The organism is Leisingera sp., assembly GCF_034669605.1.
Lineage (GTDB): Bacteria > Pseudomonadota > Alphaproteobacteria > Rhodobacterales > Rhodobacteraceae > Leisingera.
This window is the reverse complement of the sequence record NZ_JAXMOX010000005.1, coordinates 38,740-50,330: the sequence shown is the minus strand read 5'-3', so window position 1 is coordinate 50,330 and position 11,591 is coordinate 38,740. Positions and strand designations below refer to the sequence as shown.

Here is an 11,591-nt window from a genome sequence, read left to right as displayed (position 1 = left end):
CTCCAGTGCGTACCACATCGCCCAGCCGATCTGTCCGAGCTGGCGGAACATCTTGGGGTTCACGATGATATTGGCGTAGCTCATGTCCAGATACCATTGCCAGGGAATGGTGATGTTCTGAAAATCATTGCGCCCGACATAGCTGGCGCATTGCTTGGCCAGGTCGCGGCGCAGAATGATAACGGTGCTGCGGTCGGCGATGTCGCTGTTGGCCAGCGCCTCGATCAGCCCGCATTTGCCCAGCGTGTGATTGGATTCCGCATAGGGCGCCCTTAGTCCGGCCAGCTTGTTCTGCCAGAAGGCCTGCATCTTGCCGTCCATGCCCAGCATGTTGAACCGCCGCATGTGGCTGATTTCCGGCATCTTGGTGCCGAAGTCCAGAACCCCCAGCGGTTCATGCACCGAATTCACCGACAGGTTGTCGCCCAAAAACTGCGCCAGCCAGGCGGTACCGGTGCGCCCGGCGGACAGGGTAAATATGAAATCGCTTTGCCCCCTGCCGGACACGGCCGCTTTTGCCGGTGTGATTTCCGGCTTCTGGTAGCCGAACTTCCGGATTTCCGCGGCGCAATGTTTGGCCACGATCTCCGCAGCGGCGGGAAAACGGGAGTAGAGCGTTTCCGGATCGGCACCCTCACGCGGGCGCAGCGCACCCTTGGCCCGCAAGCTGGAGAACCGTTCCCACAGCCCCTCGATCCCGAGTGCCGCGACGTCCTCTTCCAGATGTTCGTAGCGCAGGTAGACATCCAGTGCGGCATCCCCCTCCAGCGGGGCGATGCCGCAGTTTTCCATGAGCAGATTGGGGTATTTCTGCACAAATTGGCCAAAGCTGGTTTTTGCGGCAATCGCCTTCTCCCAGAAATAGCGCGAGATGGCGGCATCAAAGGGATCGCGCCAGATCGTGACCTTGGTGTAGCTGTCCCAAATCTCCTGCGGGATCAGGCCTTTGGCCTGTTTTGCCGGGATATGGTTGAAAAACTGCGACTCGGTCTCTGTACCGTCGGGCCAGACCTGCATTTGATGGTTCTGCGCACCGGGATAGCCCAGGTCAGCGCGGGTTTGCTCGTCCTCGCCGGAAATCGGAGTGATGACGCTGCTGTCATCGCAGAAGCTGGACAGGGCAATTTCGAAAGACGTGCCGCCGACCTTCTTGGTCTTGATGAAGATCAGCTTCAACGGGTGGCAAATAATCATTGGGTTCTCCAAACCGGCCGTGTTTGGGGAACTATCTCAAAAACACCTGATGGATTGGTTAACTAAGGCCGCAACAGAAAACCCCGGCCGCTGGGGCCGGGGCGATAGGGTCTGGGTCATTCCCACTCGATTGTGCCAGGAGGCTTCGAGGTGATATCATAGGTGCAACGGTTGATGCCTTTAACCTCATTGATGATCCGGGTGGCGGTCTCCCCCAGGAATTCATGGCTGAATGGGTAATAGTCGGCGGTCATGCCATCGACCGAGGTCACCGCGCGCAGGGCACAGGCATAGTCATATGTCCGCCCATCCCCCATCACGCCAACGGTGCGGACCGGCAGAATCGCGACAAATGCCTGCCAGATATCATCGTACAGACCATGCTTGCGGATCTGGTCGATATAGACCGCATCCGCTTCGCGCAGGATCTCCAGCTTTTCGCGGGTGATCTCGCCGGGGCAGCGGATCGCCAGGCCCGGTCCGGGGAAGGGGTGGCGGCCGATGAACGACTGCGGCAGGCCCAGTTCGCGGCCCAATGCGCGGACTTCGTCCTTGAACAGCTCGCGCAGGGGTTCGACCAGTTTCAGCCCCATCTTCTCCGGCAGGCCGCCGACGTTGTGGTGCGACTTGATGGTGACTGAAGGCCCGCCTGAGAAGGACACCGATTCAATCACATCCGGGTACAGCGTGCCCTGCGCCAGGAACTCGGCGCCGTCGATGGTGTCGGCATGTTTCTGGAACACATCGATGAACAGCTTGCCGATGATCTTGCGTTTGGTTTCCGGGTCGGACTGGCCGTCCAGTTCGCCCAGGAACAGATCGCTCTCGTCCGCGTGGATCAGCTTGATGTTATAATTGTCGCGGAACATTGCGACAACTTCTTCCGCCTCGTTCTTGCGCAACAGCCCGTGGTCGACAAAGACGCAGGTCAGCTGATCGCCGATCGCCTCATGGATCAGGATCGCCGCGACCGAGCTGTCGACACCGCCGGACAAGCCGCAGATCACCTGCTTGTCGCCAACTTGTTCGCGGATTTTCTCGATCATCTGCTCGCGGTAGGCCCCCATGGTCCAGTCGCCGGAGAAACCTGCCAGCTTGACAAAGTTCTCATACAGTTTGGCGCCATTGGGAGTGTGATGCACCTCCGGGTGGAATTGCACCGCATAGAAATTGCGGCTGACATCGGCGGTGATGGCAAAGGGCGCATTGGGGGAAGTGCCGTAGACCTCGAACCCCGGGGCGATCTTGCTCACGTGGTCGCCGTGCGACATCCAGACCTGTTCGCGGTCGCTGTCATTGGCAAACCAGCCTTCCAGCAGCGGCGGTGTCTCCACAGTGGGGGTGACAAAGGCGCGGCCGAATTCGGCGGTGCCATGGCCGCTTACGACGGAGCCGCCCAGCTGGTGCATCATGACCTGCTGGCCATAGCAGATGCCCAGGATCGGCACGCCATAGTCGAAAATCTCCTGCGGCGCACGCGGGCTGCCCTCGCGGGTCACGCTGTCCGGCCCGCCAGAGAAGATCACCGCTTTGGGCGCCAGCTCGCGCACAAACTCCATCGTGACTTTCTGATAAGGGTGGATTTCGCAATAGACGTTCAGCTCGCGCAGGCGGCGAGCAATCAGCTGCGTGACCTGGCTGCCAAAGTCGATGATGAGAAGGCGGTCATGGGATGTCTCTGTCATGCACGCGCCATAGGGCAGGAACAGGATTTCCGCAAGAGGGTTTGAGCTTGCGCCCGCCTGCAGGCCTGATTTTCACGGCAGAACGGTCCTGAACCCGGTAAAGGTATGCAAAAGTTCACAGCCGCGGTGGAAAATGCCCTGCCAATGTCGCTTTTCAACTTGAATGGCCGCAATCCTGCGGCGGCGCGGTGTGAGGGGGCTATAATACCCATCGCAATGAAATGCCTGTGGTGAGGATAAACCATGACAGAAGCAGCACCGCGCCGTCGCGCACGGGGTGGCGGCGGCGCCGCCCGCCGCGCCGAACGCACCAGCGTCAAGATCGAGACCGCGAAGTACATCGAGCGCAACATTCCGAACTTCGAGATCCTGAACCAAGAAGCGCTGGAGATCATCGAATACAACGCCGACACGATCCTGGAAGAGGTCGGTGTCAACTTCGTTGACAATCCGGCGGCGCTGCAGCGCTGGCGCGAAGCCGGTGCAGATGTCAACGGAGAGCGCGTGCGCATCCCCCGCGGCCTGGCCCGCAAACTGTGCGAAACCGCTCCGTCCGAGTTTACCCAGCACGCCCGCAACCCGGAGAAATCCGTTGTCGTCGGCGGCCGCAACATGGTGCTGGCACCCGTCTACGGCCCGCCCTTCGTGCGTGACCGCAACGGCGGCCGCCGCTATGCAACCATGGACGACTTCAATAAATTCGTGAAGCTCGCCTATATGTCCAAGTGGCTGCACCACTCCGGCGGCACCGTCTGCGAGCCGACCGACATCCCCGTGAACAAGCGCCATCTGGACATGCTGATGGCCCACATGACTCTCAGCGACAAGCCGTTCATGGGATCGGTCACCGAACCCAGCCGGGCTCAGGACTCGGTCGACATGGCCGGCATCCTGTTCGGCCAGGAGTTCGTGCAGAACAACACCGTGATGACCTCGCTGACCAACATCAACTCGCCGATGACCTTCGACGATGTGATGATGGGCTCGCTGGAAGTCTATGCTCAGAACATGCAGGCCTGCATCATCTCGCCGTTCATCGTCGGCGGCGCCATGGCGCCGGTTTCGGTTGCAGGCACCCTGACGCAGGTTCTGGCCGAAGTTCTGGCCGGCATCGCCTACCGCCAGCTGTGCCGCGCCGGCGCGCCGGCGATCTTCGGCGCCTTCGTGTCCTCGATCGACATGAACTCCGGCGCGCCGACCTTCGGCACCCCCGAGGCGTCTCTGGTCACCTATGGCGCAGGCCAGCTGGCCCGCCGCCTGGGCGTGCCGTTCCGTTCGGCCGGGTCGTTCTGCGGCTCCAAACTGCCCGACGCGCAGGCCGCTTATGAAACCGCCAACTCGCTCAACATGGGCCTGATGTCCGGCGTCAACTTCATGCTGCACTCCTGCGGCTGGCTCGAAGGCGGCCTGGTTGCCGATTTCGAGAAGTTCGTGATGGACGCCGACCAGCTGGGCGTGCTGCACGGCCTTGCCAAGGGCATCTCGGTCGACGAAAACGGCCAGGCGATGGAAGCCATCCGCGAGGTTGGCCCCGGCGGCCACTACCTGGGTTGCGCCCACACACAAGCGAACTTCAAATCCGCCTTCTGGAAGTCCGAGCTGCTGGACTACAAGCCGTTTGAGACCTGGGAAGAAGAAGGCGCGCGCGATACCTATGCGCTGGCGACCAACCGTGTCGAGAAACTGCTGGCCACTTACGAGCAGCCGGCCATGGATCCGGCCATCAAGCAGGCGCTTGAGGAATACGTGGCCGAGAAAAAGGCCTCGATGCCCGACGCGTTCATGTAATCGCAAAGCTCTAGCTCTAGCTCAGGGGCAGGGGGCAGCAGCCTCTGCTGCAGCAGAACGGCGGTCCTGAAGGGCCGCCGTTTCCGTTCTCGGAGGGGCGGCAGTATTGCGCAGGAAGGCGGATTCGCCTGCCAGCGCAATCAGCACATCAACATGCCGGATCAGCGAATATCCCGCTTCACCCGCCTTGCGTGCGGTGTCCTGCGTGCTTTCCAGCTCCAAGAGCTGCATTACGGCAGCGGCCGGTTTGGGCAGGGTCCCGTACCCCAGAATCCGGTGCAGATCCCGCTGCCGGCAATAGGTCTGTGCCCCTAGCCGGGCAGCACGTGCCAAAACCCGGGGGCGCCGCAGCAGCGTCAGGCGGGTGTATACGTCCTGCATGGTCCTCTCCTTTCAAATCTCTGTACCGGACGTTCTATAACACAACCTATTGTGGTGTTGCGGGGAGAGGGCTACCGGCGAACGGTGTGTTTTGTGATGATTATGGTTTCTTTGGAAACAATGGGGCCTGATCCGCGCATTTGTTCAACTACAGTCAGGCGTACGTGGAAAAGCTTCAGGCGCTATTGATCGCGGCTGGCAGGCTGGCCTGGCTAACGACCGGGGCTTGATATATGCAAAACACACCGCGCACTTCTCTGCCTGGCTGGGTGCCGCTTGAGACATGCCGTTACCTTCTGCACACAGAAGCAGGCCGCCCGATCCGGCAGTTGGCCCGCAAGGCGGGGTGCCATCCCTCGACCATTTTGCGGCAGGTCAGGCGGGTGGAGACCTTGCGGGACGATCCGCTGATCGATGAAGTTCTGACATACCTGGCCGGGTGTTACCAATCTGCCTCCGGAAAAAGCTGCAACGCTGGCACTGGCCCGGACAAACCTGCTGGACGTGCATTGACCGCCGGGTTTGAACAGGAGGCGGCCAGTGTTCTGACCCTGCTCAGCCGCGGCGGTGCGGTTTTGGCTGCAGCCGAGGGCATGGAAATGGCAGTGGTCGTGCGCGAAGGTGCCGAGGCGGACGGGCAGAAAGTTGCGGTCTCCCGTCCCCTTGCCGGTGCGTTGGCCTTGTCCGGCTGGATTTCCTGTGCCCGCCGGGGCCGGATCAGCCGCTATACCATCACACCTGCCGGGCGCAGTGCGTTGAACCGGATCATTGCCGATCAGGAAAACCGGGCGCGGGCCCGTCTGGAGGGCGGCTTTGCCGAGGCCCAGACGCCGTTTCTGGCACCCGCAGACAGCGATAATTCCGGCTATGGCCGCAAGACGCGCTACAGCGGTTCGGAAACGCCGCTGGAGATGCTGGCCCGGCTGTCCGACAAGGACGGGAATTCCTTTTTGACCCCGGGCATGATCAGCGCCGGCAAGCGCCTGCGGGAAGATTTCGAGCTGGCCCAGATCAGCAGCCATCTGATGCAAGAGAAGCTGTATTTCAGCCAAGGCAGCCAAGGCAGCCAAGCGCTGCGCAGCAGCAGCCTGGAGGCCGGTGCCGCTGCCCGCAAACGCATGACCGAGGCGCTGCAGGCGCTGGGCATGGGGCTGAGCGATATCGCATTGCGCTGCTGCTGCCATCTGGAAGGGCTGGAAACAGCGGAGCGCAATCTGGGCTGGCCGGCCCGGTCTGGCAAAGTTGTTCTGCGCATCGCCCTTCAGCATCTGACGGACTATTACGGAGAGGCCAGTGCGCAGGAGTCTGAGATGATCGGCTGACCGACGGCAAGACCTCAAAACGAAAACGGGCCCGCGCTTGGCGGACCCGTAGATTTCGCAGAAGCGGCGGCGCCTTAGGCGGCGACTTCAGCCTTGGCTTCTTTCAGGTGCTTCAGCACGGTTTCCGGGGAGGACACGCCATAGGGGTCTTCGCCGTGGTTGTCGGACAGGCCCGGCTCTTCGAACCATGCTTCAACAACACCATCGTTGATGATGGCGGCATAACGCCAGGAGCGGTTGCCGAAGCCCAGGTTGTCCTTGGCGACCAGCATGCCCATCTTGCGGGTGAACTCGCCGGAGCCGTCCGGGATTACGCCGACGTTTTTCAGGTTCTGCGCTTCGGCCCATTTGTTCATCACAAAGCTGTCGTTTACCGACATGCAGTAGATCGCATCGATGCCTTCGGCCTGGAAATCGGCAAAGCCGTTTTCAAAGCCCGGCAACTGGTAGGTGGAGCAGGTGGGAGTGAAGGCGCCGGGCAGCGAGAACAGCACAACACGCTTGCCTGCAAAGTAGTCAGCGGTGGTTTTGTCTTCCCAGCGGAAGGGGTTCGGGCCTTCGACCGCTTCGTCACGGACGCGGGTGTGGAAGGTCACGTCGGGCAGCTTAACGCCAGCTTTCATTTCGGATGCTCCTGAAGGTGGGTGTTCGTTCGGCGGGCAGACTTAAAATGATTCTAAGCCGGTATCAATAAGGCCATGAGCAAGATATGAAGGTTCCGGACAAGACGCCGCAGTTGTACGATCCGGAAGCCGAATGGCGGCAAACCGGGTGCGGGTTTCGCGACCTTCGGAAGAAAGTCTGCCGGTCAGACTGCCGCCTTCTTGATTGTCACCCTGGTGCCGCGCAATTTACGCTCGGCTGCCGTGGTGATGTCATTGAATTTCTTCAATGTGGCCAGAAGCTTCTTCTTGTCCTTGGAATCGTTGATTTTGCCGGGAAACTTCTTTTTCACCGTCTGGTACTGGTCGTTGATTTTCTTCAGATCCTTGTACTTTGCCTCCGCCGCCTTCAGATCTGGCGCTGCTGCCTTCAGGTCCTGCCCGGATTTTTCGATCGCCGACACGCAATGCGCATTGATCGCCTTTGCCAGCACCCCGACCCGGTTGGTGTATTTCTTCAGTTTCCGGTCCACCAGCAGCTGCGGCAGCTCGGTGGCATCCAGATTCTTATCCTGGGACTCATCGCTTTCCTTCAGAATTCTGGCCACGGTTTTCTGGAAATTCGCAGCATAGAATTTCTGTGCTGCGTTCAGCTTGCCCTCATACTGCGCCGCTTTCTTCACTTCGGCGGTTTCCTTGGCCAGCTTGTCTTGCAGCGCCTCGATATCCTTTTTTGAGGCAGACGTTTTGGATCGCTTTTTCAGATCCTTGCCGATGTCCGCCAGCAGTTTGTCCATCTTGGCCAGATGCGCCTTGGCATTGCTGCAAAAGCCCAGCATCGCATCAAGCTCTTTCTGATGAATATCCACCGCCTTGTTCCAGGTGGTCAGCCCGTCCTTGAAGTTCTTGTTCTTTTGAAGGTCCGCCAGTTTCTTGGACACAACACCGTCCTTGCGCGCCTTGGCCAGGCTTTCCCGGAAGTAATCTTCGCCCTCCCAGGCGTTGCCCAACGAAATCCCGACCCGTTTTTTGAGCTTGCCGCCCTCGTCTGCGGTGTATGTCTTGGTGCCTGCTGCCAGTTTCTTATGCTCTGCTTTGAATTTCTCCAGCTCCTTGGCCATGGGCTCCTCCCTGAACGTTTTAACGGCGCATCCTTTTTTTGACAGCTGAATTATGTGGGCCTGGGCGGCGCTTTGGCAAAAGAAAACGGCATTTGCGCCTGTGTTTGGCCAGTCGTAGAGCCATGACAAGACAGCAAGGCAGGGTTGAAGATATGACCGTGCCAAGGCTGATCAGCTATGTTAAACCCGCTATGAAGCCAGAGGCCGGAAGGGAAACCCACGTGAGAGACCTAAAGATCCCGGAGCAGCGCCACCCTGAAAAGGCGCATCGTCCCGATAATGCTCAGCCAAAAAAGCCAAGCTGGATCCGGGTCAAGGCGCCGGGCGGCAAGGGCTATGCCGAAACGCATAAGATCATGCGCGACAACAAGCTGACCACCGTTTGCGAGGAAGCGGGCTGCCCCAATGTCGGCGAATGCTGGAGCCAGGGCCACGCCACCATGATGATCATGGGGGAGGTCTGCACCCGGGCCTGTTCGTTCTGCAACATCGCCACCGGCAAGCCGCCGGAGGCGCTGGATGTGTTTGAACCGGGCCGGGTGGCGGATGCGGTGCAGAAGCTGGGGCTGAACCACGTGGTGATCACCTCGGTCGACCGCGATGATATCAAGGATGGCGGCGCCGAGCATTTTGCCCAGACCATCCGCGCCGTGCGTCACCGCTCGCCGAATACAACCATCGAAATCCTTACCCCGGATTTCCTGAAGTGCGATCCGTCGGTGCTGGAAACCGTGGTCGAGGCCCGCCCCGATGTGTTCAACCACAATCTGGAAACCGTCCCCGGCCTGTACCCCGAAGTCCGCGCCGGTGCGCGCTATTTCCACTCCCTGCGCCTGCTGCAGCGGGTCAAGGAACTGGACCCGTCCATGTTCACCAAATCCGGCATCATGGTCGGCCTGGGTGAGGATGCCCAGGCGGTGAAACAGGTGATGGACGACATGCGCGCGGCCGATGTCGATTTCCTGACCATTGGCCAGTATCTGCAGCCGACGCCCAAACACCATGCGGTGGACCGGTTTGTGACGCCCGAAGAATTCAAGACTTATGAGAAAGCCGCCTATGGCAAGGGATTCCTGATGGTCTCGGCGACGCCGCTGACGCGCTCCTCCTACCACGCGGGCGATGACTTTGCGCGGCTGCGCGAGGCCCGCAACAAGAAACTGGGCCTTGCATGACGCCCGAGCGTTTGGCGCGGCTGACAAGGCTGCGCCATGCCCTGCATCGAATCCCCGAGGTTTCAGGCGCCGAGGAGAAAACCGCTGCCATGGTGGCGGACTATCTGCGCCGTTACGAACCGGATCAGCTGCTGACGGGACTGGGAGGGCATGGAATTGCAGCGGTCTATGAGGGCCGGTCAGATGGCCCCACAGTCCTGATCCGCAGCGAGCTGGACGGGCTGCCGATCGAAGAGCTGTCGGATCAGCCCTATCGTTCCATCCATGCGGGCCGCGGCCATCTTTGTGGTCATGACGGTCATATGGCGATGGTTGCCGCACTGGCGGAGGATCTCTCAGCCAACCGTCCCGCAAGGGGCCGTGCCGTGCTGCTGTTCCAGCCGGCCGAGGAAACCGGCCGGGGCGCCGCAGCAGTGATTGCCGATCCCGCTTTTGCGCAGATCGCGCCCGACTATGCGTTTTCGCTGCACAACCTTCCGGGGCTGCCGGTGGGGCAGGTGGCGTTGTGTTCCGGTCCTGCCAATTGCGCGTCGCGCGGGATGCGGATCAAGCTGAACGGCAAGACATCACATGCCGCCGCGCCGCAGGACGGGGTGTCGCCGGCCGGCGCCATCGCGCAGCTTTTGCCCGCCCTTGCAGGTTTGAGCAGCAGCGCTGAGCTGGGGGCGGAGTTTGCCCTGGTCACCGTGACACATGCCCGGCTGGGCGAGGCCACGTTCGGCATCGCGCCGGGATACGGTGAAGTTTGGGCCACATTGCGCACAGTCACGGATGCCCGCATGGAGCGGCTGATATCTGATGCCTCGGCGCTAGTGGCACTGGCCTGCGCTGCAGAAGGGCTGGCATTCTCAACCGGGTTCGATGACGTATTTGACGCCTGTGCCAACCATCCCGACGCGGTCGCCGTTCTGCGCGCTGCTGCCACAGCGGCGGGGTGTCCGGCACAAATGCAGGACGTGCCCCGGCGCTGGTCCGAAGATTTCGGCAAGTTTGCCAAGCAGGCAAAAACCGCGATGTTCTGGCTCGGCTCCGGCACGGATCAGCCGCAGTTGCACAATCCGGATTACAACTTCCCGGATGCGGCGATCCCGGCTGGGGCCGGGATCTTTCTTCAAACAGTCAGAAACCTGCTGGGCTGAGGGCTACTTCAGCAGCGCGTCGACAACGGCAACCGCACCGATGATCGCGAGGGTGTCCTTGACGACTTCGAAGATTTGGTTGTCCTTTCGCACATAGCGGTGCCCCTCGCGCGGTGGCTCCAGCCCCCAGCGGCTGTAGTCGTCAACATAGACCCAATCGTCACCGCGGATGCGGCCGCCATACCGGTCATGATCATGATCATCGTCATGGTCGTGGCCGTGCTTGGCGTGATGGCGTTTCTTCACCTGGCCGGGGGCATAGTGAGCGGCGCTGTTCTTGTGGCCCGGTGCCCATTTCGGCGGCCCGGCATGGGAGGCGGCGGGGGCAAAGGCGAGGCTCGTGGCCGCCGCAGCGGCTGCCATCAGAAACTTCTGCATTGCGGATCTCCTGTGATCTCTGCGTTTGGAGTCCAGATGAGCGAGCCGGCCGGAAAAGGCAAATCGGCTGCGCCGGAATGCGCCGGCTCCGGGTAAAAACCGGCGGACCAGCGCCGGCTCCCGGTCGCGCGCAGGTTCCTGCAATCTGTGGCTTTTTCGCACGAAACCCGCAGCAGGCTGCAGGGACGGTGTACAGGGGGTGCACAGGCGGTGCACGCAGGGTGCTGCCCCTTTCAGACGGGATCAGCCCTCGTCTGTGAACCGCACCTTGCCAATGTGCGGCAGGTTCCGGTTGCGCTGCGCGTAGTCGATCCCGTAGCCCACGACAAATTCGTCCGGGATTTCAAACCCCACCCAATCCGAGCGGAAATCCACCTCGCGCCGGGATGGCTTGTCCAACAGCGCAATGGATTTCAGCCGCGCAGGATTGCGGCTTTGCAGCAGATGGGTCACGTGGTTCAGCGTGTGGCCGGTGTCGACGATATCCTCGACCACTAGCACATCGCGCCCTTCAATGGCGCCGCGCAAGTCTTTGAGAATGCGCACTTCCCGGCTGCTTTCCAACGCGTCGCCGTAGGAAGACGCCTCCAGGAAATCAACCTCGATCGGCAGGTCCAGCTCACGCACCAGATCGGCGATGAACACAAAGCTGCCGCGCAGCAGGCCAACCACGACCAGCTTGTCGGTATCGCCGAATTCGGCCTGAATTTCTCCGCAAAGCTCTTCGATCCGTGCTGCAATGGCCTTGGCCGAGATCATCACATCAATGACATATGGACGCTGTGACATGGCTGCCCCCTTGAATT

At 60.9% G+C, this 11,591-nt stretch carries 11 protein-coding genes; 4 read left to right on the top strand and 7 right to left on the bottom strand.

Annotated elements, in window-relative coordinates; genetic code table 11:
- Together VOI29_RS01315 and guaA are read right to left on the bottom strand one after the other, a co-directional pair.
- Window positions 1–1,194: hypothetical protein (locus tag VOI29_RS01315; RefSeq protein WP_323775657.1), on the bottom strand; the 1,194-nt coding region annotated here is incomplete at its 3' end.
- A 116-nt stretch (window positions 1,195–1,310) separates the two neighbouring features.
- Window positions 1,311–2,879 (bottom strand): glutamine-hydrolyzing GMP synthase, encoded by a 1,569-nt coding sequence (gene guaA / locus VOI29_RS01310; RefSeq protein ID WP_323775656.1) that lies wholly within the window; start codon window positions 2,877–2,879, stop codon window positions 1,311–1,313.
- Between the two features lie 243 nt (window positions 2,880–3,122).
- On the opposite strand from guaA, the gene VOI29_RS01305 reads away from it, so the two are divergent.
- The gene (locus tag VOI29_RS01305) at window positions 3,123–4,667 is read left to right on the top strand and encodes a trimethylamine methyltransferase family protein (protein ID WP_323775655.1); all 1,545 of its coding nucleotides are present in this window, start codon (window positions 3,123–3,125) and stop codon (window positions 4,665–4,667) included.
- Between the two features lie 21 nt (window positions 4,668–4,688).
- On the opposite strand, the gene VOI29_RS01300 is transcribed toward VOI29_RS01305, so the two are convergent.
- Complete coding sequence (locus VOI29_RS01300; RefSeq protein ID WP_323775654.1) at window positions 4,689–5,048, bottom strand: DUF6477 family protein; 360 nt, start codon at window positions 5,046–5,048, stop codon at window positions 4,689–4,691.
- A 269-nt stretch (window positions 5,049–5,317) separates the two neighbouring features.
- Here VOI29_RS01300 and VOI29_RS01295 point away from each other — a divergent pair, with 269 nt between their 5' ends.
- Window positions 5,318–6,370 carry a DUF6456 domain-containing protein gene (locus VOI29_RS01295; protein WP_323775653.1) on the top strand — a complete coding sequence of 351 codons (1,053 nt, stop codon included), beginning with the start codon at window positions 5,318–5,320 and terminating at the stop codon, window positions 6,368–6,370.
- 74 nt (window positions 6,371–6,444) lie between these two features.
- Here the strand turns inward: VOI29_RS01295 and VOI29_RS01290 are convergent, their stop codons facing one another.
- Both VOI29_RS01290 and VOI29_RS01285 read right to left on the bottom strand, forming a co-directional pair.
- Window positions 6,445–6,993 (bottom strand): peroxiredoxin, encoded by a 549-nt coding sequence (locus VOI29_RS01290; RefSeq protein ID WP_323775652.1) that lies wholly within the window; start codon window positions 6,991–6,993, stop codon window positions 6,445–6,447.
- Window positions 6,994–7,178: 185 nt separating this feature from the next.
- Window positions 7,179–8,093: a hypothetical protein gene (locus VOI29_RS01285; protein WP_323775651.1), complete on the bottom strand. Its 915-nt coding sequence runs from the start codon at window positions 8,091–8,093 to the stop codon at window positions 7,179–7,181.
- 221 nt (window positions 8,094–8,314) lie between these two features.
- Between VOI29_RS01285 and lipA the strand changes: the two genes are divergently transcribed.
- Entirely contained in the window at window positions 8,315–9,268 is a 954-nt protein-coding gene (gene lipA, locus VOI29_RS01280; RefSeq protein ID WP_323775650.1) for a lipoyl synthase, read from the top strand.
- Complete coding sequence (locus tag VOI29_RS01275; RefSeq protein WP_323775649.1) at window positions 9,265–10,407, top strand: amidohydrolase; 1,143 nt, start codon at window positions 9,265–9,267, stop codon at window positions 10,405–10,407. The genes lipA and VOI29_RS01275 overlap by 4 nt, the downstream gene beginning before the upstream one ends.
- Window positions 10,408–10,410: 3 nt before the next feature.
- Here VOI29_RS01275 and VOI29_RS01270 read toward each other — a convergent pair whose 3' ends face one another.
- Together VOI29_RS01270 and hpt are read right to left on the bottom strand one after the other, a co-directional pair.
- Window positions 10,411–10,785 carry a hypothetical protein gene (locus VOI29_RS01270; protein ID WP_323775648.1) on the bottom strand — a complete coding sequence of 125 codons (375 nt, stop codon included), beginning with the start codon at window positions 10,783–10,785 and terminating at the stop codon, window positions 10,411–10,413.
- Between the two features lie 243 nt (window positions 10,786–11,028).
- Window positions 11,029–11,574, bottom strand: a complete 546-nt coding sequence (gene hpt, locus VOI29_RS01265; RefSeq protein ID WP_323775647.1) for a hypoxanthine phosphoribosyltransferase — start codon at window positions 11,572–11,574, stop codon at window positions 11,029–11,031.
- Between the last annotated feature and the right edge of the window lie 17 nt (window positions 11,575–11,591).

What these genes read in the sequence shown, in the direction of transcription:
- VOI29_RS01285 (WP_323775651.1), bottom strand. Translation starts at nt 8,093, where the DNA reads ATGGCCAAGGAGCTGGAGAAATTCAAAGCAGAGCATAAGAAACTGGCA.
- guaA (WP_323775656.1), bottom strand. Translation starts at nt 2,879, where the DNA reads ATGACAGAGACATCCCATGACCGCCTTCTCATCATCGACTTTGGCAGC.
- VOI29_RS01290 (WP_323775652.1), bottom strand. Translation starts at nt 6,993, where the DNA reads ATGAAAGCTGGCGTTAAGCTGCCCGACGTGACCTTCCACACCCGCGTC.
- VOI29_RS01300 (WP_323775654.1), bottom strand. Translation starts at nt 5,048, where the DNA reads ATGCAGGACGTATACACCCGCCTGACGCTGCTGCGGCGCCCCCGGGTT.
- VOI29_RS01270 (WP_323775648.1), bottom strand. Translation starts at nt 10,785, where the DNA reads ATGCAGAAGTTTCTGATGGCAGCCGCTGCGGCGGCCACGAGCCTCGCC.
- hpt (WP_323775647.1), bottom strand. Translation starts at nt 11,574, where the DNA reads ATGTCACAGCGTCCATATGTCATTGATGTGATGATCTCGGCCAAGGCC.
- VOI29_RS01275 (WP_323775649.1), top strand. Translation starts at nt 9,265, where the DNA reads ATGACGCCCGAGCGTTTGGCGCGGCTGACAAGGCTGCGCCATGCCCTG.
- VOI29_RS01305 (WP_323775655.1), top strand. Translation starts at nt 3,123, where the DNA reads ATGACAGAAGCAGCACCGCGCCGTCGCGCACGGGGTGGCGGCGGCGCC.